Origin of the sequence: Methylobacterium sp. 275MFSha3.1 (assembly GCF_900108435.1) — a bacterium.
In the GTDB taxonomy this organism is placed as follows: Bacteria; Pseudomonadota; Alphaproteobacteria; order Rhizobiales; family Beijerinckiaceae; genus Methylobacterium.
The window spans coordinates 57449-83933 of the sequence record NZ_FNWP01000028.1 but is presented as its reverse complement, the minus strand read 5'-3'; the positions used below and the strand labels follow the sequence as shown (position 1 = coordinate 83933).

21 protein-coding genes and 1 tRNA gene are annotated in these 26485 nt (G+C 70.0%); 19 read left to right on the top strand and 3 right to left on the bottom strand.

The annotated features are described in order from the left end of the window. From BLW78_RS26205 to BLW78_RS26140, 14 genes are all read left to right on the top strand, one after another. Positions 1-445: EF-Tu C-terminal domain-related protein (locus BLW78_RS26205; RefSeq protein ID WP_244526977.1), on the top strand; the 445-nt coding region annotated here is incomplete at its 5' end. Positions 446-622: 177 nt separating this feature from the next. Beyond that, a tRNA-Trp gene (locus BLW78_RS26200) sits at positions 623-699 on the top strand. Between the two features lie 182 nt (positions 700-881). Then, the gene (secE, locus tag BLW78_RS26195; protein WP_020096222.1) at positions 882-1178 is read left to right on the top strand and encodes a preprotein translocase subunit SecE; all 297 of its coding nucleotides are present in this window, start codon (positions 882-884) and stop codon (positions 1176-1178) included. A 76-nt stretch (positions 1179-1254) separates the two neighbouring features. Next, a complete protein-coding gene (gene nusG / locus BLW78_RS26190; protein WP_012320778.1) occupies positions 1255-1788 on the top strand; it encodes a transcription termination/antitermination protein NusG in 534 nt (177 codons plus the stop codon). A gap of 218 nt (positions 1789-2006) precedes the next feature. Next, entirely contained in the window at positions 2007-2456 is a 450-nt protein-coding gene (rplK, locus tag BLW78_RS26185) for a 50S ribosomal protein L11 (RefSeq protein WP_010686899.1), read from the top strand. Positions 2457-2467: 11 nt separating this feature from the next. Next, positions 2468-3166 (top strand): 50S ribosomal protein L1, encoded by a 699-nt coding sequence (gene rplA / locus BLW78_RS26180; protein WP_020096224.1) that lies wholly within the window; start codon positions 2468-2470, stop codon positions 3164-3166. A gap of 264 nt (positions 3167-3430) precedes the next feature. Then, positions 3431-5074: a B12-binding domain-containing radical SAM protein gene (locus BLW78_RS26175; protein ID WP_091683033.1), complete on the top strand. Its 1644-nt coding sequence runs from the start codon at positions 3431-3433 to the stop codon at positions 5072-5074. A gap of 539 nt (positions 5075-5613) precedes the next feature. Further along, complete coding sequence (gene rplJ, locus BLW78_RS26170) at positions 5614-6132, top strand: 50S ribosomal protein L10 (RefSeq protein ID WP_026605422.1); 519 nt, start codon at positions 5614-5616, stop codon at positions 6130-6132. Positions 6133-6181: 49 nt separating this feature from the next. After that, complete coding sequence (gene rplL / locus BLW78_RS26165) at positions 6182-6559, top strand: 50S ribosomal protein L7/L12 (protein ID WP_020096227.1); 378 nt, start codon at positions 6182-6184, stop codon at positions 6557-6559. Positions 6560-6804: 245 nt separating this feature from the next. Continuing rightward, on the top strand, positions 6805-10929 hold the full coding sequence (gene rpoB / locus BLW78_RS26160) for a DNA-directed RNA polymerase subunit beta (protein WP_091683031.1): 4125 nt from the start codon (positions 6805-6807) through the stop codon (positions 10927-10929). Positions 10930-11105: 176 nt separating this feature from the next. After that, the gene (rpoC, locus tag BLW78_RS26155) at positions 11106-15317 is read left to right on the top strand and encodes a DNA-directed RNA polymerase subunit beta' (RefSeq protein WP_026605423.1); all 4212 of its coding nucleotides are present in this window, start codon (positions 11106-11108) and stop codon (positions 15315-15317) included. A gap of 425 nt (positions 15318-15742) precedes the next feature. Next, positions 15743-16840 carry a cell wall hydrolase gene (locus BLW78_RS26150; RefSeq protein WP_056526330.1) on the top strand — a complete coding sequence of 366 codons (1098 nt, stop codon included), beginning with the start codon at positions 15743-15745 and terminating at the stop codon, positions 16838-16840. A 212-nt stretch (positions 16841-17052) separates the two neighbouring features. Next, positions 17053-17637, top strand: a complete 585-nt coding sequence (locus BLW78_RS26145) for a hypothetical protein (protein WP_020096231.1) — start codon at positions 17053-17055, stop codon at positions 17635-17637. A 73-nt stretch (positions 17638-17710) separates the two neighbouring features. Continuing rightward, complete coding sequence (locus BLW78_RS26140; RefSeq protein WP_091683030.1) at positions 17711-18697, top strand: acrylyl-CoA reductase (NADPH); 987 nt, start codon at positions 17711-17713, stop codon at positions 18695-18697. A gap of 12 nt (positions 18698-18709) precedes the next feature. On the opposite strand, the gene BLW78_RS26135 is transcribed toward BLW78_RS26140, so the two are convergent. Further along, positions 18710-19519, bottom strand: coding sequence for a class I SAM-dependent methyltransferase (locus BLW78_RS26135; protein WP_091683028.1), 810 nt, complete (start codon positions 19517-19519; stop codon positions 18710-18712). Between the two features lie 129 nt (positions 19520-19648). Between BLW78_RS26135 and greA the strand changes: the two genes are divergently transcribed. Continuing rightward, complete coding sequence (greA, locus tag BLW78_RS26130) at positions 19649-20122, top strand: transcription elongation factor GreA (protein ID WP_020096234.1); 474 nt, start codon at positions 19649-19651, stop codon at positions 20120-20122. 6 nt (positions 20123-20128) lie between these two features. On the opposite strand, the gene BLW78_RS26125 is transcribed toward greA, so the two are convergent. Beyond that, positions 20129-21001: a LysR family transcriptional regulator gene (locus tag BLW78_RS26125; RefSeq protein WP_091683026.1), complete on the bottom strand. Its 873-nt coding sequence runs from the start codon at positions 20999-21001 to the stop codon at positions 20129-20131. A gap of 135 nt (positions 21002-21136) precedes the next feature. Between BLW78_RS26125 and wrbA the strand changes: the two genes are divergently transcribed. Continuing rightward, positions 21137-21739, top strand: coding sequence for an NAD(P)H:quinone oxidoreductase (wrbA, locus tag BLW78_RS26120; RefSeq protein WP_091683025.1), 603 nt, complete (start codon positions 21137-21139; stop codon positions 21737-21739). Between the two features lie 133 nt (positions 21740-21872). Here the strand turns inward: wrbA and BLW78_RS26115 are convergent, their stop codons facing one another. Beyond that, on the bottom strand, positions 21873-22871 hold the full coding sequence (locus tag BLW78_RS26115; RefSeq protein ID WP_091683042.1) for an L-threonylcarbamoyladenylate synthase: 999 nt from the start codon (positions 22869-22871) through the stop codon (positions 21873-21875). A gap of 137 nt (positions 22872-23008) precedes the next feature. Between BLW78_RS26115 and BLW78_RS26110 the strand changes: the two genes are divergently transcribed. Genes BLW78_RS26110 through BLW78_RS26100 form a run of 3 tightly spaced genes read left to right on the top strand, consistent with a single transcriptional unit; the run spans position 23009 to position 26362 of the window. Then, positions 23009-24748, top strand: a complete 1740-nt coding sequence (locus tag BLW78_RS26110) for an acyl-CoA dehydrogenase family protein (RefSeq protein WP_091683023.1) — start codon at positions 23009-23011, stop codon at positions 24746-24748. A 10-nt stretch (positions 24749-24758) separates the two neighbouring features. Beyond that, positions 24759-25523, top strand: coding sequence for an enoyl-CoA hydratase-related protein (locus tag BLW78_RS26105; RefSeq protein ID WP_091683022.1), 765 nt, complete (start codon positions 24759-24761; stop codon positions 25521-25523). After that, on the top strand, positions 25520-26362 hold the full coding sequence (locus BLW78_RS26100; protein ID WP_091683020.1) for an SDR family NAD(P)-dependent oxidoreductase: 843 nt from the start codon (positions 25520-25522) through the stop codon (positions 26360-26362). Before BLW78_RS26105 ends, BLW78_RS26100 begins: the two co-directional genes overlap by 4 nt. The last annotated feature ends 123 nt before the right edge of the window (positions 26363-26485 follow it).

Genomic DNA, 26485 nt, shown 5'->3' with positions numbered 1-26485 from the left:
CATCCGGGCGACCACCAAGACGACGGTGACGGGCGTGGAGATGTTCCGCAAGCTGCTCGACCAGGGGCAGGCGGGCGACAACGTCGGCGTGCTGCTGCGCGGCACGAAGCGCGAGGACGTGGAGCGCGGCCAGGTCGTGTGCAAGCCGGGTTCGGTGAAGCCGCACTCGAAGTTCAAGGCCGAGGCGTACATCCTGACCAAGGAGGAGGGCGGCCGCCACACGCCGTTCTTCACCAACTACCGGCCGCAGTTCTACTTCCGGACCACGGACGTGACCGGGATCTGCACGCTGCCGGAGGGCACCGAGATGGTGATGCCGGGCGACAACGTGACCATGGACGTGGCGCTGATCGTGCCGGTGGCCATGGAGGAGAAGCTGCGCTTCGCCATCCGCGAGGGTGGCCGCACCGTCGGCGCCGGCGTCGTTGCCGCCATCAACGACTGACGATCGATCCGGGGCGGCGCCGCGCGCCGCCCCGCCTCTCCAACGCCGGCTCCCGTCTCGACGGGGGCCGGCGTCGTCGTTTCGGGCGGGCGGGGTCCTGTCGGCGCCGCTTCCCGCCCGCTTCCCGCAAGCGACCCCTTGCAAGCCGCGCCGCGATGGGGCATTGGGCGGTGCGCTAGGAGTGTAGCTCAACTGGTCAGAGCGCCGGTCTCCAAAACCGGAGGTTGCGGGTTCGAGTCCCTCCACTCCTGCCAGACATTCAGCCCAATCCCGCGCGGCGGCCCGGTCGACAAGCCGGGGGAGTTGCGCTAGAGCGGGCGCAATCCGAGATCTGAAGCGACCGTCGGTGCGGGCCCATCCGGGTCCTCGGCGCCGACATTCGCATTCCCGGATGCGGTCTCTGCCTCGGGGCCGAACACGCACAGACACTGGCGCCATGGCATCGAACGAAGCGACCAAGAAGGTGGACCTGGTGCGCGGCGCGGCCCGCGGTCCCGCGAATCCGCCGCCCGCCCGGCCCGCGACCCCCGCCCGCGCGCCGCAGAAGCGCGCCACGCCGGGCGAGTTCTTCGCCCAGGTGCGCGACGAGGCCCGCAAGGTCACGTGGCCGACCCGCCGGGAGACCACGATCACGACCATCATGGTGTTCGTGATGGTCGTCGCCGCGAGCCTGTTCTTCACGGTCGTGGATCAGGCCCTGCGCTTCTTGGTCGGCCTGATCCTGGGCGTCTGAGAAATCCTGGGCGTCTGGGGGCGGCTCGCCGCCGATCGGGGGTGACCCCGGGGACTTGTCGGAGTTGAACGGAACCGTGTCGAAGCGCTGGTACATCGTCCACGCCTACTCGAACTTCGAGAACAAGGTTGCCCAGTCCATCAAGGACCAGGCGGCCCAGCGCGGGCTGACCGAGCTGTTCGACGAGGTGATGGTCCCGACCGAGAAGGTCGTGGAGGTCCGCCGCGGCCGGAAGGTCGACGCCGAGCGCAAGTTCTTCCCTGGCTACGTGCTGGTTAAGTGCGACCTCACCGACGAGGTCTACCACCTGATCAAGAACACCCCGAAGGTCACGGGCTTCCTCGGGGCCGACAAGTCGAAGCCGGTGCCGATCCCGGACGCCGAGGCCGAGCGGATCAAGGGCCAGGTCGCCGAGGGCGTCGACCGGCCGAAGCCCTCGATCTCCTTCGAGATCGGCGAGACCGTCCGGGTCGCCGACGGCCCGTTCGCCAGCTTCAACGGCACCGTCGAGGAGATCGACGACGCCCGCTCCCGCCTCAAGGTGGCCGTGTCGATCTTCGGCCGCGCCACGCCGGTCGAGCTCGAATACGCCCAGGTCGAGAAGGCCTGAGCCTCCTGAGTCCGGCGGCCGTCCGGCCGCCCATCTTTCCCGGCCCTCGCTGAGCGGCGGCCGCGAAGCCGCCGCATCCCGTTCGCGGATGCGGCACCATCCGCGGGAGAACCGCCCGGCTTCGCCTCCGGGATCCACGGCTCGCACCGCGACCTGCAACCGTCCGACCCGCCGCGCTTCAGGCCGCACGGGGGCGGATTTTCATTGGGAGCAGTCCCATGGCGAAGAAGATCACGGGCTACGTGAAGCTTCAGGTCCCGGCCGGCGCCGCCAACCCGTCGCCGCCGATCGGCCCCGCGCTCGGTCAGCGCGGCCTCAACATCATGGAATTCTGCAAGGCCTTCAACGCGAAGACCGCGCAGATGGAGAAGGGCACCCCGATCCCGGTGATCATCACCGCGTATCAGGACCGCTCCTTCACCTTCGAGATGAAGCAGCCCCCGGTCACCTTCTTCCTGAAGAAGGCCGTCGGCCTGAAGCTCGGCAAGAAGCCGGCCTCCGGCTCCAAGACCCCGGGCAAGGGCCCGACCGTCGGCAAGATCACCGAGGCGCAGCTTCGTGAGATCGCCGAGAAGAAGATGCCCGACCTCAACTGCGACACGGTCGAGTCGGCCGTCGCGATGATCCGTGGCTCCGCGCGGGCCATGGGCCTCGAAGTCGTCGCGTAAGGGAGGGCAGCATGGCTAAGGAAGGCAAGCGCATCCGCGCCGCCCGCGAGGGCATCGAGGCGACCAAGCTCTACGCGCTCGACGAGGCGATCAAGCTGGTCAAGGAGCGGGCGACCGCGAAGTTCGACGAGACCGTCGAGGTCTCGATGAACCTCGGCGTCGATCCCCGCCACGCCGACCAGATGGTCCGCGGCGTCTGCAACCTGCCGAACGGCTCCGGCCGGACGGTGCGCGTGGCGGTCTTCGCCCGCGGCGCCAAGGCGGACGACGCCAAGGCCGCGGGTGCCGACATCGTCGGCGCCGAGGATCTCCTCGAGATCGTGCAGAGCGGCAAGATCGAGTTCGATCGCTGCATCGCGACCCCCGACATGATGCCGCTGGTCGGTCGTCTCGGTAAGGTGCTGGGCCCGCGCGGCCTGATGCCGAACCCGAAGGTCGGCACCGTCACCATGGACGTGAAGGGCGCCGTCGCCGGCGCCAAGGGCGGCTCGGTCGAGTTCCGCGTCGAGAAGGCCGGCATCGTCCATGCCGGCGTCGGCAAGGTCTCGTTCGACGCCGACAAGCTCGTCGAGAACATTAAGGCCTTCGCGGACGCCGTCGCCAAGGCGAAGCCCGCGGGCGCCAAGGGCACCTACGTCCAGCGCATCGCCGTCACCTCGACGATGGGCCCGGGCGTGAAGGTCGAGCCGAACACGGTCCTGACCGCCTGAGGCGGGACGAATCGTCGACGCTGCGGAGCGCCCGGCCGGGAACGGCCGGGCGCTCTGCGTTCGCGGGAGCGGGATCGGTCCTCGTCCCTGTCTTGGACCTGTCTCCGACGCAGGCCTGTCCAGGGCGCGAGGCAGGCGCGGAATATGGTCGGTGACGCGACAGGAAGACAAGCCGCGATGGGCCGGCCCGAACCTGCGTCCCTCACGCCATTCTTAACCGCCGAGGGGGGCGCCAACGGCCGCGGCTGTGCTAGATAGGCCGGCATGCGATGCACCCTGACGGTCACCTCCAAGCGACGCATCCTGTGCGTCTTTCCCGCCTACACGCCGTCCTTCGGGACATTCTCCCACGCCTACCCGCTGATGGGCGGGGTGAAGGCGTTCATGCCGCCGCAGGGGCTGCTGCTGATCGCGGCCTACATGCCGGAGGCTTGGGAATGCCGGTTCATCGATGAGAATATCCGCCGCGCGGGCCCGGCCGACTTCGCCTGGGCCGACGCGGTCTTCGTCTCCGGGATGCACATCCAGGAGCCGCAGATCCACGATATCCGCGACCGCGCCCGCGCGGCCGGGAAGGTGACCGTGCTGGGCGGCCCCTCGGTCTCGGGCGCGCCTGAGAAGTACGGCGACTTCGACTACCTCCATATCGGCGAGATCGGCGACGCCACCGACCAGCTCGTCGCCCGCCTCGACGCGGACCTCACGCCGCCGCCCGCCCAGGTGGTGCTGGAGACCAAGGATCGCCTCCCGCTCGCGGACTTCCCGGCACCGGCCTACGAGGCGGCGCCGCTCAAGCGCTACCTGATCGGCTCCCTGCAATTCTCCTCGGGCTGCCCCTACCGCTGCGAGTTCTGCGACATCCCGCAGCTCTACGGCCGCCAGCCGCGCCTGAAGAGCCCGGAGCAGATGTGCGCCGAGCTCGACGCCATCGTCAGACAGCCGGGCCACCCGGCGGTGGTCTACTTCGTCGACGACAACTTCATCGGCAACCGCAAGGCGACCCGCGAGATGCTGCCGCACCTCGTGGAATGGCAGAAGCGGAACAACTACCCGCTCCAGTTCGCCTGCGAGGCGACGCTGAACATGGCCAAGCAGCCCGAGATCCTGGAGCTGATGCGGCAGGCCAACTTCATGACGGTGTTCGTCGGGATCGAGACCCCGGAGGCGGACGCCCTCAAGGGCATCGACAAGACCCACAACGCCGCCGTGCCGATGTACGAGGCGATCGAGACCCTCAATTCCTACGGGCTCGAGGTGACCTCCGGCATCATCCTGGGCCTCGACAGCGACACCGACAAATCCGAGCAGAATCTGATCGACTTCATCGACCGCTCGGCGATCCCGGTCCTGACCATCAACCTGCTCCAGGCCCTGCCCAAGACCCCGCTCTGGGACCGGCTGGAGCGCGAGGGCCGGCTCCTCCACGACGCCAGCCTCGAGTCGAACGTCCTGTTCAAGCGCCCCCACGATTCGGTGGTGAGCAGCTGGCGCCGGGCGATCGCGCACGCCTACGAGCCGGAGAAGATCTTCGAGCGCTTCAAGCACCAGTGCGCGGTGACCTACCCGAACCGCATCACCACGCCGACGGCCGGCAAGCTCACGTTCACCAACCTGCGCCGCGGCCTCATCCTGGGCTTCAACATCATCACCCGCGTCGGGATCTTCTCCGACTACCGCAGGCCGTTCTGGAGCGCGGCCGGCTACGCGCTGAAGCGCGGGCAGATCGAGGCGGTGTTCAACATGGGCTTCGTGGCCCACCACCTGATCCGCTTCACCCGCGAGGCCCTGCGCGGCGAGCACAACGCCTCGTTCTACGCCGCGAAGGCCGCGGAGGCGAAGGCCGCCCGCGACCGCAGCTGGTGGGAGACCGCGCGGCGCAAGCTGGTGCCGGAGCGCGAGGCGGCCTAGCCGGGGATCCCGGGACGGGCCCCGAGAGATGCAGCAGCGGCAGGGTACCCGCGCAAGTCCTTGCCTGCGGCGGAAAAGTCGCGCTCCGGCCCTTGGCAGGCGGCTTGCTAGGCTCTATACACCGCGCCTCACGCATTTCATCCTCACGGAAGGAGAGCGGCCGATCGGCCGGTTTCCGCTCGAAATGTCGCCCGGGCAACCGGGTGGCACTGGCCGGAAGGATCCCAGGGGCGACGAGTCCCGCGGAGCCTTGTCCGGCCATGTCCTGTCCGAGACTGCAGGTGCCGGTTCGCCGGCTTAATCCGCCAGCCTGCACAGACGGGGAAGACCGAATTCTAAACGCCTCGCCCCGGCCCCGGCCGCGGAGGGGTGTCGGTTTGAACCAACTCGCCCGAGGCGGCCCGAAGGGGCACGCGCGGGGACAGGGCCGCGAAGCGTCGTTCGGACGTTCCCGGTCTTCCTGAAGGCCGAGACCACGTCCGGGCGGCATGTGCAACCGGCGGACCCGAGACCGGGTTCCGCCAACCGGAGAGAGCCCAGTGGACCGGACAGCTAAAGCTGATCTCGTCTCGACGCTCAACGGCGTGTTCAATCAGAGCGCCGTCGTCGTCGTGGCCCACTACAAGGGCCTCACGGTCGCCGACATGCAGAAGCTGCGCGCGCAGATGAAGCAGGCCGGCGCCACCGTGAAGGTCGCCAAGAACAGCCTCGCCGGCATCGCACTCGATGGCACGGACGTCGCCTCCATCAAGCCGCTCCTGAAGGGCCCGACCCTGCTCGCCTATTCCGGCGATCCGGTCGCTGCCGCGAAGGTCGCGGTCGATTTCGCCAAGGTCAACGACAAGCTCGTGATCCTCGGCGGCGCGATGGGGAAGACCGCCCTGAACCCGGACGGCGTGAAGGCGCTCGCCTCGCTCCCGTCCCTCGACGAACTGCGCGCCAAGATCGTGGGCCTCGTGCAGGCGCCCGCGACCAAGATCGCTCAGGTCGTCAACGCGCCGGCGGCGAAGCTCGCCCGCGTGTTCGGGGCCTATGCCAACAAGGACGAGGCCGCCTGAGGCCCTTCAAAATCCATCCGTTCAAACCGATATCTGAGAGGAATTCAAAATGGCTGATCTCGCCAAGCTCGTCGACGACCTGTCCTCGCTGACCGTGCTCGAGGCCGCTGACCTGGCCAAGATGCTCGAGGAGAAGTGGGGCGTCTCGGCCGCCGCTGCCGTCGCCGTGGCCGCCGGCCCGGCCGCCGGTGGCGCCGCCGCCGCTGCCGAGGAGCAGACCGAGTTCACGGTCGTCCTCGCCTCCGCCGGCGACAAGAAGATCGAGGTCATCAAGGAGGTCCGCGCGATCACCGGCCTCGGCCTCAAGGAGGCCAAGGACCTGGTCGAGGGCGCGCCGAAGCCGATCAAGGAAGGCGTTGCCAAGGACGAGGCCGAGAAGCTCAAGGCCCAGCTCGAGAAGGCCGGCGCCAAGGTCGAGCTCAAGTAAGTCGACGATGGGCCGGTCCCGGCCCATCACCCCACGAAGGCTCCGCGCGAGCCTGTCGTGACCGGAGCCCGCGGGTCAGCGCCCGCGGGCTTTAGGCCGCTTCGGCGGATGGTCCTGGAACGGGACCGGCAAGAGATTCGGTTCGGTGGCGCGGCTCGGCGGGGCGCGCGTCACGGCCCGGTGCGGGAGGTCCCTTTCGGGAACGCTTCCCCGGGCGCGAGGCACGCGGGTAGGAGCGAGGTCACATGGCCAACACGCTGGTCGGTCGCAAGCGCATTCGGAAGTTCTTCGGCAAGATCAAGGAAGTTGCCGAGATGCCGAACCTCATCGAGGTTCAGAAGGCGTCCTACGACCAGTTCCTGATGGTCGACGAGCCCGAGGGCGGGCGCGCCGACGAGGGGCTGCAGAGCGTGTTCAAGTCGGTGTTCCCGATCTCCGACTTCGCCTCCACGGCGCTGCTCGAGTTCGTGCGCTACACCTTCGAGGCCCCGAAGTACGACGTGGACGAGTGCCGCCAGCGCGGCATCACCTTCGCGGCCCCGCTGAAGGTCACGCTGCGCCTCATCGTGTTCGACGTCGATCCGGACACCCAGGCGAAGTCCGTCAAGGACATCAAGGAGCAGGACGTCTACATGGGCGACATGCCCCTGATGACGGAGAACGGCACCTTCATCGTCAACGGCACCGAGCGCGTCATCGTCTCGCAGATGCACCGCTCGCCGGGCGTGTTCTTCGACCACGACAAGGGCAAGACCCACTCCTCGGGCAAGCTCCTGTTCGCCGCCCGCATCATCCCGTACCGGGGCTCCTGGCTCGACGTCGAGTTCGACGCCAAGGACATCGTGCACGTCCGCATCGACCGGAAGCGCAAGCTGCCGGCGACGTCGCTGCTCTACGCCCTGGGTCTCGACGGCGAGGAGATCCTGTCGACCTTCTACAACAAGGTCGTCTACGACCGGGACGGCGCCGACTGGCGCGTGCCGTTCGACGCCGAGCGCATGAAGGGCATGAAGGCGACCGTCGACTTGATCGACGCCGATTCCGGCGAGGTCGTGCTCGAGGCCGGCAAGAAGCTGAATGCCCGCAACGCCCGCCAGATCACCGAGAAGGGCACCAAGTTCCTCAAGGCGACCGACGAGGATCTCGTCGGCCAGTACGTCGCCGAGGACCTCGTCAACGTGCAGACCGGCGAGATCTGGGCCGAGGCCGGCGAGGAGGTCACCGACAAGCTCCTGAAGAGCCTGGAGGAGGTCGGGATCACCGAGCTGCCGGTGCTCGACATCGACCACGTCAACATCGGCCCCTACATCCGCAACACGCTGGCGGTGGACAAGAACTCCAACCGCGAGGGCGCGCTGTTCGACATCTACCGGGTCATGCGCCCGGGCGAGCCGCCGACCCTCGAGACCGCCGAGGCGATGTTCCACTCGCTGTTCTTCGATTCCGAGCGCTACGACCTCTCGGCGGTCGGCCGCGTGAAGATGAACATGCGCCTCGACCTCGACGCCGCCGACACCGTGCGCACCCTCCGCAAGGAGGACATGCTGGCGGTGGTCAAGGCGCTCGTGGAGCTGCGCGACGGCAAGGGCGAGGTCGACGACATCGACCACCTCGGCAACCGCCGCGTCCGCTCGGTGGGCGAGCTCATGGAGAACCAGTACCGCCTGGGCCTTCTGCGCATGGAGCGCGCCATCCGCGAGCGCATGAGCCAGGTCGACATCGACACGGTCATGCCGCAGGACCTGATCAACGCGAAGCCCGCGGCCGCGGCCGTGCGCGAGTTCTTCGGCTCGTCGCAGCTGTCGCAGTTCATGGACCAGACCAACCCGCTCTCCGAGGTGACGCACAAGCGCCGCCTCTCGGCGCTGGGCCCGGGCGGTCTGACCCGCGAGCGCGCCGGCTTCGAGGTGCGCGACGTGCACCCGACGCACTACGGCCGCATCTGCCCGATCGAGACGCCGGAAGGCCCGAACATCGGCCTGATCAACTCGCTCGCCACCTTCGCGCGGGTGAACAAGTACGGCTTCATCGAGACCCCGTTCCGGCGCGTGCGCGACGGCGTGGTCACCGACGAGGTCGCCTACCTCTCGGCCATGGAGGAGGCGAAGTACTACGTCGCCCAGGCGAACGCCCAGATGGACGAGGCCCGCAAGCTCACGGAGGACCTCGTGGTCTGCCGCCGGGCCGGCGAGGTGATCGTCGTCGGTCCCGAGCGCGTCGACCTCATGGACGTGTCGCCGAAGCAGCTCGTCTCGGTGGCCGCGGCGCTGATCCCGTTCCTCGAGAACGACGACGCCAACCGCGCGCTCATGGGCTCGAACATGCAGCGCCAGGCGGTGCCGCTGGTCCGCGCCGACGCCCCGTTCGTGGGCACCGGCATGGAGGCGGTGGTCGCCCGGGATTCCGGCGCCGCCATCGCGGCCCGCCGGGCCGGCATCGTCGACCAGGTGGACGCCACCCGCATCGTCATCCGCGCCACCGAGGAGGCCGACGCCAACAAGCCGGGCGTCGACATCTACCGGCTGCAGAAGTTCCAGCGCTCCAACCAGTCGACCTGCATCACGCAGAAGCCGCTGGTCCGCGTCGGCGAGTTCGTCAAGAAGGGCGAGATCATCGCCGACGGTCCCTCGACCGAGTTCGGCGAGTTGGCCCTCGGCCGGAACGTGCTCGTCGCGTTCATGCCGTGGAACGGCTACAACTTCGAGGACTCGATCCTGCTCTCCGAGCGGATCGTGAAGGATGACGTGTTCACCTCGATCCACATCGAGGAGTTCGAGGTGATGGCCCGCGACACCAAGCTCGGGCCGGAGGAGATCACCCGCGACATCCCGAACGTCTCCGAGGAAGCGCTCAAGAACCTCGACGAGGCCGGCATCGTCTACATCGGTGCCGAGGTGAACGCCGGCGACATCCTCGTCGGCAAGATCACCCCGAAGGGCGAGAGCCCGATGACGCCGGAGGAGAAGCTGCTCCGCGCCATCTTCGGCGAGAAGGCCTCGGACGTGCGCGACACCTCCCTGCGGGTGCCGCCGGGCGTCACCGGGACCATCGTGGAAGTCCGCGTGTTCAACCGCCACGGCGTCGACAAGGACGAGCGCGCCCAGGCGATCGAGCGCGAGGAGATCGAGCGCCTCGCCAAGGACCGCGACGACGAGCAGGCGATCCTCGACCGCAACACCTACGCCCGCCTCGCGGACGTGCTGATCGGTCAGGCGCCGGTGGCCGGCCCGAAGGGCTTCCGGAAGGACACCACGCTCACCCGCGAGCTGATCAACGATTACCCGCGCTCGCAGTGGTGGCAGTTCGCCGTCATCGAGGACCGTCTCATGACCGAGATGGAGGCGATGCAGAAGCAGTACGACGAGTCGAAGAAGCGCCTCGAGCAGCGCTTCCTCGACAAGGTCGAGAAGCTGCAGCGCGGCGACGAGCTGCCCCCCGGCGTCATGAAGATGGTCAAGGTCTTCGTGGCGGTGAAGCGCAAGATCCAGCCGGGCGACAAGATGGCCGGCCGTCACGGCAACAAGGGTGTCGTGTCGCGGATCGTGCCGATCGAGGACATGCCGTTCCTGGAAGACGGGACGCATGCCGACATCGTGCTCAACCCGCTGGGCGTGCCCTCGCGCATGAACGTCGGCCAGATCCTGGAGACGCACCTCGGCTGGGCGGCTGCGGGCCTGGGTCGCAAGGTGTCGAAGGCGGTGGATGCCTATCTGAAGTCGCAGGACATTGCGCCGCTGCGGGAGGAGATGAAGGCGATCTACTCCCCGGGCGAGCTCGACGGCCTGACGGACGAGGAGCTGGCCGAGGCCGGCAACAACGTCCGCCGCGGCGTGCCGATGGCCACGCCGGTCTTCAACGGCGCCAAGGAGGCCGACATCGAGCAGATGCTGGAGATGGCCGGTCTCGACCGCTCGGCGCAGTCGACGCTCTACGACGGGCGGACCGGCGAGCCCTTCGACCGCAAGGTGACGATGGGCTACATCTACATGCTGAAGCTCCACCATCTCGTGGACGATAAGATCCACGCGCGCTCGATCGGCCCCTACTCGCTCGTCACCCAGCAGCCGCTGGGCGGCAAGGCGCAGTTCGGCGGCCAGCGCTTCGGCGAGATGGAGGTCTGGGCGCTGGAAGCCTACGGCGCGGCCTACACGCTGCAGGAGATGCTGACGGTGAAGTCGGACGACGTGGCCGGCCGCACCAAGGTCTACGAGGCGATCGTCCGCGGCGACGACACGTTCGAGGCCGGCATCCCCGAGTCGTTCAACGTGCTCGTCAAGGAGATGCGCTCGCTCGGCCTCAACGTCGAGCTGACGTCCTCCAAGAAGGCCGCCAACGACCAGCTGGAGCCGCCGGCGGACGCGGCCGAGTAAGAGAGAGACCACACCTCCCGTGGCGGCGGTTGCCCGCCGCCACGGTCGAGCGGGAAGGGGAGGGGCCTTCCGGGGTTCGACGACGGTGAGCAGCGCCCGCGCGGGGCGCGGCGCCGGATCTTTTTCAGGACGCGGTGGCCCGGCGCGGGGCTGCCGGCGTCAACAAGGAGCGGATCATGAACCAAGAGGTCATGAACCTTTTCAACCAGCAGGCCCAGCCGGTCAGCTTCGATCAGATCAAGATCTCGATCTCGTCCCCGGAGAAGATCCTCTCCTGGTCGTACGGCGAGATCAAGAAGCCCGAGACCATCAACTACCGGACCTTCAAGCCCGAGCGCGACGGCCTGTTCTGCGCGCGCATCTTCGGGCCGATCAAGGACTACGAGTGCTTGTGCGGCAAGTACAAGCGCATGAAGTACAAGGGCGTCATCTGCGAGAAGTGCGGCGTCGAGGTCACCCTCGCGCGTGTCCGGCGCGACCGCATGGGCCACATCGAGCTGGCCGCCCCCGTCGCGCATATCTGGTTCCTGAAGTCACTGCCGTCGCGCATCGGCCTGCTGCTCGACATGGCGCTCAAGGACCTCGAGCGGATCCTGTACTTCGAGTCGTACTGCGTCATCGAGCCGGGCCTCACCCCCCTGAAGGAGCGTCAGCTCCTGTCGGAGGAGGAGTACCTGCGCGCGCAGGAGGAGTACGGCGAGGACTCGTTCACCGCCATGATCGGCGCCGAGGCCATCCGGCGCATCCTGCAGGAACTCGACCTCGACAAGATCGCCAACGATCTGCGCGAGGAGATCGCCGTCACCACCTCGGAGCTGAAGCCCAAGAAGCTCCTGAAGCGGCTCAAGATCATCGAGGCCTTCCAGATGTCCGGCAACAAGCCGGAATGGATGATCCTCACGGTCGTGCCGGTGATCCCGCCGGACCTGCGCCCGCTGGTCCCGCTGGACGGCGGCCGCTTCGCGACCTCCGACCTCAACGACCTGTACCGCCGCGTCATCAACCGCAACAATCGCCTGAAGCGGCTGATCGAGCTGCGCGCGCCCGACATCATCATCCGCAACGAGAAGCGGATGCTGCAGGAGGCGGTCGACGCCCTGTTCGACAACGGCCGCCGCGGCCGCGTCATCACGGGCGCCAACAAGCGCCCGCTGAAGTCGCTCGCCGACATGCTGAAGGGCAAGCAGGGCCGGTTCCGCCAGAACCTGCTCGGCAAGCGCGTCGACTACTCGGGCCGCTCGGTCATCGTGGTCGGTCCGGAGCTGAAGCTGCACCAGTGCGGCCTGCCCAAGAAGATGGCTTTGGAGCTGTTCAAGCCGTTCATCTACGCGCGCCTCGACGCCAAGGGTTTCTCGGCCACCGTCAAGCAGGCCAAGAAGCTCGTGGAGAAGGAGAAGCCGGAGGTCTGGGACATCCTCGATGAGGTGATCCGCGAGCACCCGGTGATGCTGAACCGCGCGCCGACTCTGCACCGCCTCGGCATCCAGGCCTTCGAGCCGAAGCTGATCGAGGGCAAGGCGATCCAGCTGCACCCGCTGGTCTGCGCCGCGTTCAACGCCGACTTCGACGGCGACCAGATGGCCGTGCACGTCCCGCTGTCGCTCGAGGCGCAGCTGGAAGCGCGCGTCCTCATGATGTCGACGAACAACATCCTGCACCCGGCCAACGGTCAGCCGATCATCGTGCCGTCGCAGGACATCGTTCTCGGCCTCTACTACCTGTCGATCGTGGCCGAGGGCGCGCCGGGCGAGTTCAAGCCGGGCAACACCAAGAACCCGATGCAGGGCGTCTACGGCGACATGGGCGAGCTGGAGCACGCTCTCGCCGCCAAGGCCGTGTCGCTGCACTCGAAGATCAAGTGGCGCTGGACCGGTATCGGCCCGGACGGTGAGCCCCTGACCAAGACCTACGAGACCACCCCCGGCCGCGTGATCCTCTCCGGCGCCCTGCCGAAGCACGCCAAGGTGCCCTTCGACGTCGTCAACAAGCTGATGACCAAGAAGGAGATCTCGGCGATGATCGACACCGTCTACCGCCACTGCGGTCAGAAGGAGTCGGTGATCTTCTGCGACCGGATCATGGCGCTCGGCTTCAACCACGCGTTCAAGGCCGGCATCTCGTTCGGCAAGGACGACATGGTCGTGCCGGAGAACAAGTGGTCGATCGTCGACACGACCCGCGCGCTCGTGAAGGATTACGAGCAGCAGTACAACGACGGCCTGATCACCCAGGGCGAGAAGTACAACAAGGTCGTCGATGCCTGGGCCAAGTGCTCGGACAAGCTGGCCGCCGAGATGATGGGCCGGATCTCGGCCGTCCAGAAGGACGAGCACGGGGCCGACAAGCAGGTCAACTCGATCTACATGATGAGCCACTCGGGTGCCCGCGGCTCGCCTGCCCAGATGAAGCAGCTCGCGGCGATGCGCGGCCTCATGGCCAAGCCGTCGGGCGAGATCATCGAGACCCCGATCATCTCGAACTTCAAGGAAGGCCTGGACGTTCTGGAGTACTTCAACTCCACGCACGGTGCCCGTAAGGGCCTGGCCGACACCGCCCTGAAGACCGCGAATTCCGGCTACCTGACCCGCCGCCTCGTCGACGTGGCCCAGGACGCCGTCATCCGCGAGGTCGATTGCGGCACGACCAACGGCATCAAGATGCGCGCCATCGTGGATGCCGGCCAGGTCGTGGCGACGCTCGCCACCCGCATCCTGGGCCGCGCCACGGCCGAGGATCTGGTGGCCGCGGACGGCACGGTGATCGTCAAGACCGGCGAGACCATCGAGGAGCGGCACCTGCCGGCGATCAACGCCGCCGGCATCCAGGAGGTGAAGATCCGCTCGGTGCTGGTCTGCGCCACCAAGAGCGGCGTCTGCGCCACCTGTTACGGGCGCGACCTCGCGCGCGGCACGCCCGTCAACATGGGCGAGGCCGTCGGCGTCATCGCGGCGCAGTCGATCGGCGAGCCGGGCACGCAGCTCACGATGCGCACCTTCCACATCGGCGGTGCGGCCCAGATCGCCGACTCGTCGTTCATCGAGTCGAGCTTCGAGGGCACGATCAAGATCCGCAACCGCGCGATCGCCAAGAACTCCGATGGCGATCTGATCGCCACCGGCCGCAACGTGGCGGTGGTGGTCGTCGGGTCGGACGGGGTCGAGCGGGCGGTCCACCGCCTGCAGTACGGCGCCAAGCTCCGGGTCGATGAGGGTGACAAGATCAAGCGCGGGCAGCGGATCGCCGAGTGGGATCCCTACACCCGTCCGATCCTCACCGAGGTGGACGGCATCGTGGCCTACGAGGACCTGGTCGACGGCCAGTCCATGACCGAGACCACCGACGAGTCGACCGGCATCGCCAAGCGCGTCGTCGTCGACTGGCGCGGCTCGGCCCGGACCTCTGACCTCAAGCCCGCGATGGTCGTGGTCGATCGGGACGGCAAGGCGCTCAAGCTGCCCCGCGGCTCGGACGCCCGCTACTTCCTTCCGGTCGACGCCATCATCGGCTTCGATCCCGGCGCGAAGGTGAATGCCGGCGACATTCTCGCCCGCGTCTCGACTGACTCGGCCAAGACCCGCGACATCACCGGCGGTCTGCCGCGGGTGGCGGAGCTGTTCGAGGCCCGGCGCCCGAAGGACGCGGCGATCATCGCCGAGAAGTCGGGCACCATCGCGTTCGGCCGCGACTACAAGAACAAGCGTCGGCTCACGCTGACGCCGCATGACGGCTCGGAGGCGGTCGAGTACCTGATCCCGAAGGGCAAGCACATCCACCTGCAGGACGGGGACGTGGTCGAGCTCGGCGATTACATCGTCGACGGAAACCCGGCCCCGCACGACATCCTGGCGATCAAGGGCGTGGAGGAACTCGCGGCCTACCTCGTCAACGAGATCCAGGAGGTCTACCGGCTGCAGGGCGTGTCGATCAACGACAAGCACATCGAGGTGATCGTCCGTCAGATGCTGCAGAAGGTCGAAGTGACCGACGGCGGCGACTCGGACATCCTCTCGGGTGACCAGATCGACCGGACGGAGCTGACCGACTTCAACGAGAAGCTGCTCGCCGAGGGCAAGAAGCCGATCCAGGGCGTCCCGGTCCTGCTCGGCATCACCAAGGCGTCGCTGCAGACCAAGTCGTTCATCTCGGCGGCCTCGTTCCAGGAGACCACCCGCGTCCTCACCGAGGCGGCGGTCAACGGCAAGGTCGACACCCTGGAAGGCCTGAAGGAGAACGTCATCGTCGGGTCGCTGATCCCGGCGGGCACGGGCTCGATGGTGGCGGATATCCGCTCCATCGCCCGCCGCCGCGACGCGATGATCCTGCAGCAGAAGCAGGCCGAGAGCGGCGCCATGCCGGTCGAGGAGCTTCCGCCCGCCGCCGCCGAGTGAGGCCGTCGGCAGGACTGAGTTGGGAGAGGGCGGCCTTCGGGCCGCCCTTTCTCGTTCCGGCCTGCCTTTGTCCGGCCGTGTCCCCTCACCAACTCGAACGCCGTCTTTGCGAGCGCAGCGAAGCAACCCAGTGTCGCGCCACGCTGGAAGACGTCCCGCTGCCCTGGGTCACTTCGCTGCGCTCGTGATGACGGGCCGGGCAGTGTCGACTGCAACCCCGAAACCGTATCGAGACGCGCGCGACCGTCCGGCCTTAACGGCAGCTCAACCATACCGCGCGATAAATTCGGCGCGGCCGCAGAAACACCCTGGAAACGGGGAGGATCGGGCCGGTTCGGGTGCGTGAGTGCGGGTCTGGCGTCGTGGGCACGAGACGAGGACGGGAATCGAGCCTGCGCTGGCTCTCGGCGGCCCTGACGCCATGGATGGTCGGTCTGGGCCTGCTGGTGTCGTTCACCGCCGATGCCGGGACAGAGAACGCCATCGGGGCGAGCCGGCTCGGGGTGATCGATGCCGACACGGTCCCGCCGCTGCCGCCCGGCACCCTGCTGATCGGATCGGCCCTCCGCCGCCTCGGCGACGAGCCGCCCCAGGCGACCTTCAAGACCGGCGCGCACGTTTTCCCGGTCGTGCAGCGGGCCGGCAAGGGCGACCCCGCCCGGCCGCCGGCCGAGAGCTTCGCGCGCCGGGCCGCGAACCTGCGCGAGGCGGGCGGCGCCCTGGTGTTCGGCGACGTTACCGGGAGCGTCACCGGCGTGCTGACGCAGGGCTCCGCGATCTGGGACCCGGAATCCGAGCCGGAGGCCGCCTTCGTCCCCGTGCCAGATCTCGGCCTCACCACCGGCAGCGGCACCGCCGCCTCCACGGGCGCGGGGACGGCCGACCTCACCGAGGATGGCGGCCCCGAGCGCTTCGACGGCTCGACCCCGCCGGTGCCGCGGGCCATCGCGCTGTCCTCCACGACGCCGGCACCCGCCGACGCCATCCCCGTCGAGATCGCCGCGGCGAGCCTCGCGCTCCCCGATTTCGCGATCCGCACCGAGCGCCCCGACAGCGCCCAGCCGGTGCCCGAGGACGCGCGCCGGCGCTACGCCGACCTGATCGATCCGAACGCCCTCGACAAGGAGCAGCGCTGCCTCTCCGAGGCGGTCTATTTCGAGGCCCGGAGCGAGCCCGAGGCCGGCCAAGCCGCCGTCGCCCAGGTGGTGCTCAACCGGGTGAAGAGCGGCCTCTACCCGGCGAGCGTCTGCGGCGTCGTCTACCAGAACCGGCACCACTACATGGGGTGCCAGTTCTCCTTCGCCTGCGAGGGCAAGTCGCTGCGCATCACTGATGCCGGCGCCTGGGAGAGCGCCACCCGCATCGCCCGCTCGGTGATCGAGGGCCGGACCTACCTCGCGGAGGTCGGCGCCGCGACCCACTACCACGCCGACTACGTGCGTCCGGGCTGGGCCCGCCGCCTGCGCAAGATGGACGTGATCGGCCGGCACATCTTCTACCAGCTCCGGGCCGGCCAGACCTGACCCGGGTCGGATCCGGTCTCATAAGAGAGACTGTCGAAGATCCGAACAATCCTACCTAGGTAGGCGACGCCTAAGCAGTCGAAACCAAGGGTTAATTTTACCTTCGTTCCCGATAATGCTTGCGCGCCGGGCAACGAGTCTGGCCTCTGGTACGTCGAGACGAGCGCCGCGTCCGCGCCGCGTCTCGTAGTAATGCGTATCAGAGGACTTCCATGACCGCGCCGGTCGCTCGCACCGCTCTCCTCGCCGCCGCCCTCGGCGGCGTGCTCCTCGCCGCACCCGCCCAGGCCGGCGGCTGCTACGGCTCCGAATGCTATCGCCGCGTCGTCACGCCGCCGGTCTACGACACCGTGCAGGAGAACGTGCTGGTGCGCCCGCCCCGCACGGTCTATCGCACCACGCCGCCGGTCTACGACACGGTGTCGGAGCGCGTGATGGTCTCGCCCGGCGGCCGCTACTGGCAGACCAGCCGTGGCCCTGGCGGCGAGCTGATCGGCTGCTGGGTGACCACGCCGCCGCGCTTCGCCGTCCGCACCCGGACCGTGCTGATCCGCCCGGCGCAGACGATCCCCGAGACGATCCCGCCGGAGTATGCCAGCGTCAGCCGCCGCGTCCTCGTCGCGCCCGCCCGGGCCGGCTGGGCGCCGATCGGCGGCGGTTACGGCTATCGGCCCGCGGCCTACGGCGGCCCGCTCGTCGGCTCGATCCCGGACGCCCTCGGCATCACCGGGGCCAGCTCCTCGGATATCGGCGTCGGTCTCGGCTTCTACACGGGCAGCCGGTACGACGGATACTGAGCCGGTAACGACCGCCGTCGCCTTGATTCCGGGCGTCCCGGCCACACCTCACCGCGCAGCACGGGAGGTGACGATGGGGACGTTCAAGGCCTGGGTGGTCGAGAAGAACGAGGCCGGCCAGAGCCTCGCCTTCCGGGATTTCGACGACGCCGACCTGATGGACGGCGACGTCACCGTGCGGGTGACGCACTCGACCCTGAACTACAAGGACGGCCTCGCGCTCACCGGCAAGTCGCCGGTGGTGCGCCGCTTCCCGATGATCCCCGGCATCGACTTCTCCGGGATCGTCGAGGCCTCGGACCATCCGGAGTACAGGCCGGGCGACGCGGTCGTGCTCACCGGCTGGGGCGTCGGCGAGACGCATCTCGGCGCCTACGCGCAGCGCGCCCGGGTCCGGGGCGACTGGCTGGTTCCGCTGCCCCAGGGCCTCACCGCCGAGCAGGCCATGGCGGTGGGCACCGCCGGCTACACGGCGATGCTGTGCTGCATGGCGCTGGACGCCCACGGCGTGAAGCCCGAGCACGGCCCGGTCATCGTCACCGGCGCCTCGGGCGGCGTCGGCTCCGTCGCGGTGGCGCTCCTCGCCCGGGCGGGCTGGCACGTGATCGCCTCCACGGGCCGGGACGGCGAGGCCGATTACCTGAAGGGGCTCGGCGCCGCCGAGATCCTCGACCGGGCCGAACTGTCGAAGCCCGGCAAGCCGCTGGGCAAGGAGCGCTGGGCCGCCGGCGTCGACGCCGTGGGCTCCACGACCCTCGCCAACGTCCTCGCCATGACCCGGGCGGACGGCGCCGTCGCGGCCTGCGGGCTGGCGCAGGGCATGGACCTGCCGACCTCGGTGGCGCCGTTCATCCTCCGCGGCGTCTCGCTGCTCGGCATCAACAGCGTCACCACCCCGCAGAAGAAGCGGCGCGAGGCCTGGGCCCGCCTCGCCCGGGAGCTCGATCTGGCCAAGCTCGCCGCCATGACCAGCAAGGTCCGCCTGGAAGAGGTCGGCCGGCTCGGCGAGGAGATCCTGGCCGGCAAGGTCCGAGGCCGGACCGTCGTGACGGTGGCGTAGGTCCGGCGCCCGTCAGGCGGCTTTCCGGGCCTGGAGCAGGTAGCTCATCGGCAGGAGCCGGTCGGCGGCGAGCACGTCGCAGGCCGTGCTGCTGATGTTGTCCGGAAACTCCCGAAACCGCTCGATCGCGAGGCCCGCACCGATCAGACTCTCGATCAGCATCCCGACGGGATGGGCGAACCAGTAATGCGGTCCGACCCGCGGGGCCGGCCCGTCGCCGTACACGATGGCGTCCTCGCCCACGAACGGCGCCGTGCGGAAATAGGAGTGCCGGACCAGGAGCGGCTGCTCCGCCCGCGGCTCGAACATGTTCACGACGGGGTGCTCCTCGTGGATGAGGATCCGGCCGCCCGGGTGCAGGAGGCGCGCCGCCACGGCGAGGAAGCGCGGCAGGTCGGGCATCCAGCCCAGCACGCCGATGGTGATCACCGCGAGGTCGTAGGCACCGTCGTGCTCCGCGTCGATCGCATGCACGTCGCCCGCGACGAAGCCGCAGTCGCGCCCGGCGATGCCGGCGAGGTCCCTGGCCTGGGCGAGGAACGCCTCCGACTGGTCGAACCCGGTCGCCGACCGGGCGCCGAGATTCATCAGCGACACCGTCTCCCGCCCGTTGTTGCAGCAGAGCTGCGCGACGGAGGTCCCGGCGAGGCCGATCGCCCGCAGGGCCGCCTCCATCGGCGGGTCGAAGCAGGAGAAGCCGGGATCCCGCGCGAAGTTCTGCGTCAGCCGGTCCCAAGACGGGTCGCTCCGGTGCAGCGGCGCGGAGGCATCCCAGGCCTGGCGGTTGGCGGCGACGGCCTCGGCGGCGGACAGGGTCGACATCGACGGCTCCGGATGTATCGCAGGAGAGTCTAGCGAGCGGTGCCCGTGTCGCGCCACGGCGAAAACGCCGGGCCGGCCGAACCGCCGTCGCGCGGGAACCTTTGCCGTACCTCGCGTGTTGGCGTCTTCATGAGCGTCGCATTCGTCAAAGAGCCCGAGGGTGGGGAAGCGTTCGAGAATCTGCCGGACCGGCCGATCTCGCCGCACACGAACTTCGTCACGCCGGAGGGGCTCGCGCAGATCGAGGCCGAAGTCGCGCGTCTCGAGAAGGAGGTCGCCTCGCTGGACCCCGCCGACAAGGCGGAGGATTCCCGCATCGGGCGCGACCTGCGCTACTGGGCGGCCCGGAAGAACACCGCGCAGCTCGTGGAGCCCAGGGGCGGCGACACCGTGCAGTTCGGCTCCACCGTCACGGTGGTCCGCGAGGACGAGTCCGGCAAGGAGACTCGGCAGACCTTCCGGATCGTCGGCGAGGACGAGGCCGACCCGCACAAGGGCTCGATCTCGTACGTGGCACCGCTCGCCCGCGCCATCACGGGCAAGACGATCGGCGACGTGGTCGAGGTGAACGGCCACGAGGTCGAGGTCGTCGAGATCCGCTGAGGCGGGTCATCGGCCCTCGAAGCGCGCCCGCAGGGGCAGCAGCGCCTCGGCGACGTGCTCCATGAAGGCCCGGACCCGCGCCGCGTGGCGCAGGTCCGGATGCGTCAGGATCCACAGGTCCGCCCCGAGTTCCGGGTGCGGTCCGGACAGGCGGCGCAGCGCCGGGTTGACGTCGGCCGTGAAGCAGGGGAGCGGGCCGATGCCGAGACCGGCCTCGACCGCCGCCTCCAGGCCCAGCACCGCGTTGATCCGCAGGCGGACGCGGTCGGACGGCACCCGCGCCTCCACGAACCGCGTGAGCGAGCCCCCCGCCACCAGCGGGCTCGGACTGATCCACGTCTCGCGGGCCAGGTCGCCGTAAGCGCGGTCGGCGCGGCCGTAGACCGCCCAGGCGGTGAGGGCGAGGCGGCGCCCGACCAGGGTCTCGCTCGGCTCCCGGCTGATCCGGATCGCCACGTCGGCGTCCCGGCGCGACAGGTTGAGGGTCGCCTCGGCGAGGATGAGTTCGATCCGGATCTCAGGATAACGCTCCGCGAAGCTCGCCAGCATCGGCATCAGCAGCTCGGCGGCGAAGCCGGCCGGCGCGGTCACCCGCAACTCGCCGGAGGGTGTCTCGCCCTGTCCCGCCACCGCGCGGGAGAACCGTGCCACGTCCAGATCGATGCGCCCGGCCGCCTCGATCATCGCCTGCCCGGCGGCGGTCGGCACGTAGCCCGTGCGCAGCCGCTCGAACAGGCGCGCGCCGAGCCGCGCCTCCAGGGCGGCGAGGCGCCGGAACGCCGTAGAGTGATTGATGCCCAGTTCGGCCGCCGCCGCGGTCAGGCCGCCCCGATCGGCCACCGCCTTCACGAACCGGAATTCGTCCCAATCGAGCGCCACGCCCCGAACCTTGCATCTGTGCAAGATCAATCTTGCATGTTGGCGCATTCTTGCAAGGCGGCAAATGCGCGATGCAGGGGCCATCCGCCGGCCGACGATTCGGTCGGCCGTCCGACACGCAGGAGAGACCATCCCATGGCGAAGGTTCTGGTGCTGTACTACTCGACCTACGGTCACGTGGAGCAAATGGCCTACGCCGTCGCCGAGGGCGCCCGCGAGACGGGGGCCGAGGTCGTCGTGAAGCGCGTGCCCGAGCTGGTCCCGGAGGAGGTCGCCCGGCAAAGCCACTTCAAGCTCGATCAGGCGGCGCCGGTCGCGACCGTCGCCGAGCTCGCCGACTACGACGCGATCATCTTCGGCACGCCGACCCGCTACGGCAACATGGCCTCGCAGATGAAGCAGTTCATCGACCAGACCGGCGGTCTCTGGATGAAGGGCGCGCTGGTCGGCAAGGTCGGCTCGGTCTTCACCTCCACGGCGTCGCAGCACGGCGGCCAGGAGACGACGCTGACGAGCTTCCACACGGTGCTGTTCCACCACGGCATGGTGGTGGTCGGCCTGCCCTACAGCTTCCAGGGGCAGGCGGGCGTCGAGGCGGTGAAGGGCAACACGCCCTACGGCGCCAGCACGATCGCGGACGGCGACGGCTCCCGCCAGCCGAGCGCCGTCGAGCTGGAGGGCGCGCGGTTCCAGGGCCGCCACGTGGCGGGCATTGCCGCCAAGCTGGCCCGAGACTGAGAAGCCAAGAAAAAAGGCTCGGATTGCTCCGAGCCTGAAAGGAAAAAGGCCATTGGGGGCTGAGAAGGCCTTCGTGATCAGTAAACGGATCAGGCCGAACTCTGTTCCGCGGCCGGCGAAAAATTCTCCGCCGTCAGCGGGGCGCGGCCGCCCGGGCGAGGCGGTCGCGGATCGCCTCGCCGAGGCCGTCCGCGGGAATGGGCGCCACCGCGATGGTCTCGGCCCCCGAGGCGTCGAGGTCGCGCAGGGCGCCGAACAGCCGGGCAGCGGCCTCCGCGGGGTCGCCCGCCGGACTCAGGTTGAGACTGGCCCGCGCGAGTTCGTGATCCGCCGGGAGATGCGAGCCGAACAGCAGGACCGCCTCGCCGGGTGCGATCCGCACCGCGTCGAGCCGGACCCGCGCCCGCGGTGCGTAGTGCGAGGCGAGCATGCCCGGGCCTGCCGGCCGGTCGGCATCCGCCGCCTCGGGCGCCGCCGGGTCGAGGCCGAGCACTGCCCGGAGCGCCGCCCGGGTGACGCCGCCGGGCCGCAGCAGCCGCGGCGTGCCGCCCAGGCAGGCCACCACCGTCGACTCGACGCCCACCGGCGTGTCGCCGCCGTCGAGCACCGCGGCGATCCGGCCGGCGAGATCGTCGAGGACATGGACGGCCCGGGTCGGGCTCACCCGCCCGGACCGGTTGGCCGAGGGCGCCGCGACCGGCCGCCCGACCTCCGCCAGGAGATCCCGCGCGAGCGGGTGCGCCGGAACCCGCAGGGCGAGGCTCGGCAGGCCGGCGCGGGCGAGGTCGCAGACCCGCGTGCCCGCGTGCGCCGGGACGACCAGGGTCAGGGGTCCGGGCCAGAAGGCCTCCGCGAGGCGGCGCGCCGGCGCGTCGAAGACGCCCTCCGCCAGGGCCGCCGCCGCGTCGGGCAGGTGCGAGATCAGCGGGTTGAAGCGCGGCCGCGCCTTGGCGGCGAAGATGCCCGTCACCGCGGCGGGGTCGGTGGCGTCCGCCCCGAGCCCGTAGACGGTCTCGGTGGGGAAGGCGACGAGGCGGCCGGCCCGCAGGAGCGCGGCGGCCTCCGCGAGGCCGGCCGCGTCGGCGGGGAGCCGCCGGGTCGCGGCCGGGACCGTTGACCCGGGATCGTTCATGCGGGAAGCCGTCTCCGAGGTCATGGCGGTGCGAGCCCCGCGCGCCTATCCTCGCCCCGCCCTAGCGCCGGTGCGCGGGCGCGGTCAAACCCGCCCCGGATCGAACGCGCGGGCGGGCCGCCACACGGGAGGATCGTATGAGTTACCGCGCCCCGGTCCCCGAGATGCTCTTCACGCTGCGGCACGTGGCCGGGCTCGACGCGGTCGATCCCGACGACGCCGAGGCGATCCTGACCGAGGCCGGGCGGATCGCCGCCGGCGTGATCGCGCCGCTCAACCGGGTCGGCGACCAGCACGGCACCCCCTTCGCGGACGGGCAGGTCACCACGCCGCCCGGCTGGCGCGAGGCCTACCGCACCTTCACGGAGGGCGGCTGGAACGGGCTCTCGGCCGAGGCCGACCACGGCGGCCAGGGCCTGCCGAAGCTGATCGAGGCCGCCTGCACCGAGATGTGGAACGGCGCCAACCTCGCCTTCGGCCTCTGCCCGCTCCTGACCCAGGGCGGCATCGAGGCGCTCGCGGCCCACGGCTCGGACGACCTGAAGGCGCGCTACCTCGAGAAGCTGGTCTCGGGTGAATGGCCCGCCACCATGAACCTGACCGAGCCGCAGGCGGGCTCCGACCTCGCCCTGCTGCGCACCCGGGCGGTGCCGGCGGGCGACGGCACCTACCGGATCACCGGCAACAAGATCTACATCACCTACGGCGAGCACGATCTCGCCGACAACATCGTCCACCTCGTCCTGGCGCGCCTGCCCGACGCGCCCGCCGGCACGCGGGGCATCTCCCTGTTCCTGGTGCCGAAAGTGCTGCCGGACGGCACCCGCAACGACCTGCGCTGCTCCGGCATCGAGCACAAGCTCGGCATCCACGCCTCGCCGACCTGCTCGATGGCGTTCGGCGACGGCGGCGGCGCCACCGGCTGGCTGATCGGCCAGGAGAACAAGGGTCTGGCCTGCATGTTCACGATGATGAACGCGGCGCGGCTCAATGTCGGCCTGCAGGGCGTCGGAATCGCCGAGGCCGCGACCCAGCGGGCGCTCGCCTACGCGCAGGAGCGCCGCCAGGGCAAGGCGGTGGGCGCCGCCGAGGCGACCAGCCCGATCGCCGCCCATCCGGACGTGCAGCGCATGCTGCTCACCATGAAGGCCTCGACGGCCGCCGCCCGCGCCATCTGCTACCTCACCGCCGCGGCCCTCGACGCGTCGAAGGGACCGGAGGGGCAGGCGGCCCTGGACCGCGCCTCGCTGCTGACCCCGGTCGCGAAGGCGTTCGCGACGGACCTCGCCAACGAGGTGACCTCGCTCGGCGTGCAGGTCCACGGCGGCATGGGCTTCGTGGAGGAGACCGGGGCGGCGCAGCTCATGCGCGACGCCCGCATCCTCGGCATCTACGAGGGGACCAACGGCATCCAGGCCATCGACCTCACCGCCCGCAAGCTGCCGCTGAACGGCGGGGCCACCGCGCGGTCGCAGATCGCCTGGATGCGCCGCGCCGCGGAGGGACTGCTCAAGGCCGGCGACCCGGCCTTCGGCCACATGGCGGCGCGGCTGCGCGACGGGATCGGCAGCCTCGACCGGGCGACGAGCCACCAGCTCGCCGCGCTGAGCTCGAACCGCCCCGAGGCGGCGCTCGCCGGCGCGACGCCGTACCTGCGCCTGTTCGGCCTGACGCTGGGCGCCGCCTGCCTCGCCCGGGGCGCGCTCGCCGCGAGCGCTGCCCGGAAGGCTGGCGAGACGGACCCGGCGCACGCGGCCCGCATCGCGCTCGCCCGGTTCTACGCCGAGAACCTCTTGGTGGCCGCCTCCGGCCTGGAGCAGGCGGTGGTCGAGGGCGGCGCCTTCACGGACGACGCCGCCCTGGCGCTGGCGGTTTGAGGAGCGGATCATGGCCGAACCCGTCACGATCGACGACCTCGCGGGCGGCGTCCGCCTGATCACCCTGAACCGCCCCGAGAAGAAGAACGCCCTCACGGGCGCCATGTACGACGCGATGCGCGCGGGCCTAGCGCAGGCCGACGCGTCGGACGCGGTCGGCGCCGTGGTCTTCGCCGGGCAGCCCGGCATGTTCAGCGCCGGCAACGACCTCGCCGATTTCATGGGGCATGCCGGTGATGGATTCAGTTCCTCGCCGGCGCTGGCCTTCATCCGCCAGCTCGCCCGGACCCGCACCCCGATGGTGGCGGCGGTCGACGGGATCGCGGTCGGCATCGGCGCGACCCTCTGCCTGCACTGCGACCTCGTCTACGCGAGCCCGGCGGCGCGCCTGCGCATGCCCTTCGTCGAGCTCGGCCTCGTGCCGGAGGCGGCGTCGAGCTACCTGCTGCCCCTGCGGGTCGGCCGGCTCCGGGCGACCGAGCTGCTGCTCCTGTCCCGGCCGCTCGAGGCCGACGAGGCGCAGGCGCTGGGCCTCGTCAACGCGGTGCTGCCCGCAGACATGCTGGTCGAGCAGGCCATCGCGCAGGCCGCGCGCCTCGCCGCCCTGCCGCGCGGGGCGCTGACGGCGTCCCGGGCGCTGATCCGGGGCGACCAAGCGCAGGTCGAGGCGGCCCTGGAGGCTGAGGCGAAAGCCTTCGACGCGCAGCTGCGCTCGCCCGAATCCCAGGAGCGGCTCGCCGCCTTCCTCAACCGCGCCAAGCCCGCCTCGGCGTGAGCGCGCCCGACCTCTCCCAGAAGATCTGCCTCGTCGCGGGCGCGTCGCGGGGCGTCGGCCGGGGGCTCGCCCGGGCGCTGGGAGAGGCGGGGGCCACGGTGATCGTCACGGCCCGCTCCAGCGAGACCGGCCCGCGCACCGAGATGCGCGCGGAGGCGATCGAGGATACGGCCCGCGCGGTCGACGCCGCCGGCGGCCGCGGTCACCACTACCTCTGCGACCACCGCTCCGAGCGCGCCACCGACGCGCTGGTGCACTGGGCTCTGCGCCGGTTCGGGCGCATCGACGTCGCGGCCTGCAGCGTGTGGAGCGGCAACGAGGGCTACGACGGCGAGCGCTACCCGGACGGGGCCGGCTGGGGCACGCCGTTCTGGCGCCGCTCGGCGGAGCCGTACATCGGCCTCCTCGAGGCCGGGCCGCTGCCGGCCCTGCTGCTCGCCCGGGCGGTCGCCCCCGCCATGGTGGCGGCGCGGGCCGGGCTGCTGGCGCTCGTCTCCTTCGGGACCGAGGATTACCTCGGCGACGTGTTCTACGATTCCGCCAAGGCCGCGACCAACCGGCTGACCCTGGCCTTCGCCCGGGAACTCGCGCCCCACGGCGTCACCGCCCTCGGCCTCTCGCCGGGCTTCGTCGCCACCGAGCGGGCGCGCGACCTCGGTCACATCCAGGACGCCACCGAGAGCCCGCTCTACGCCGGCCGGGCGCTGGCGGCGCTCGCCGCCGACCCCGGTATCGCCGTCCGGGCGGGCGCCGTGCTGCATGCCGGCGACCTCGCGCGGATCTACGGCTTCACCGACGCCGACGGGACGCGGCCGGAGCGGTTCCGCGTCGGACCGTGACAGGCCGTGACGGGCCGGGACGGGCCGGGACGGTTTTGGCGGGACCTGTCGCCCGAATGGCGCAGCCCCGCGGCAAACGGGCCGGATCCGCCCCGGGACCTGTCGGCGGGGTTGATTCGCGGG

Excerpts from the sequence above, each read along its gene's own strand:
- BLW78_RS26135 (WP_091683028.1), bottom strand. The coding sequence starts at position 19,519 with ATGTCGACCCTGTCCGCCGCCGAGGCCGTCGCCGCCAACCGCCAGGCC.
- BLW78_RS26110 (WP_091683023.1), top strand. The coding sequence starts at position 23,009 with ATGAGTTACCGCGCCCCGGTCCCCGAGATGCTCTTCACGCTGCGGCAC.
- secE (WP_020096222.1), top strand. The coding sequence starts at position 882 with ATGGCATCGAACGAAGCGACCAAGAAGGTGGACCTGGTGCGCGGCGCG.
- rpoB (WP_091683031.1), top strand. The coding sequence starts at position 6,805 with ATGGCCAACACGCTGGTCGGTCGCAAGCGCATTCGGAAGTTCTTCGGC.
- BLW78_RS26150 (WP_056526330.1), top strand. The coding sequence starts at position 15,743 with ATGGTCGGTCTGGGCCTGCTGGTGTCGTTCACCGCCGATGCCGGGACA.
- BLW78_RS26140 (WP_091683030.1), top strand. The coding sequence starts at position 17,711 with ATGGGGACGTTCAAGGCCTGGGTGGTCGAGAAGAACGAGGCCGGCCAG.
- BLW78_RS26175 (WP_091683033.1), top strand. The coding sequence starts at position 3,431 with ATGCGATGCACCCTGACGGTCACCTCCAAGCGACGCATCCTGTGCGTC.
- wrbA (WP_091683025.1), top strand. The coding sequence starts at position 21,137 with ATGGCGAAGGTTCTGGTGCTGTACTACTCGACCTACGGTCACGTGGAG.
- rplL (WP_020096227.1), top strand. The coding sequence starts at position 6,182 with ATGGCTGATCTCGCCAAGCTCGTCGACGACCTGTCCTCGCTGACCGTG.
- rplA (WP_020096224.1), top strand. The coding sequence starts at position 2,468 with ATGGCTAAGGAAGGCAAGCGCATCCGCGCCGCCCGCGAGGGCATCGAG.
- BLW78_RS26115 (WP_091683042.1), bottom strand. The coding sequence starts at position 22,871 with ATGAACGATCCCGGGTCAACGGTCCCGGCCGCGACCCGGCGGCTCCCC.
- greA (WP_020096234.1), top strand. The coding sequence starts at position 19,649 with ATGAGCGTCGCATTCGTCAAAGAGCCCGAGGGTGGGGAAGCGTTCGAG.
- BLW78_RS26145 (WP_020096231.1), top strand. The coding sequence starts at position 17,053 with ATGACCGCGCCGGTCGCTCGCACCGCTCTCCTCGCCGCCGCCCTCGGC.
- BLW78_RS26105 (WP_091683022.1), top strand. The coding sequence starts at position 24,759 with ATGGCCGAACCCGTCACGATCGACGACCTCGCGGGCGGCGTCCGCCTG.
- rpoC (WP_026605423.1), top strand. The coding sequence starts at position 11,106 with ATGAACCAAGAGGTCATGAACCTTTTCAACCAGCAGGCCCAGCCGGTC.
- rplK (WP_010686899.1), top strand. The coding sequence starts at position 2,007 with ATGGCGAAGAAGATCACGGGCTACGTGAAGCTTCAGGTCCCGGCCGGC.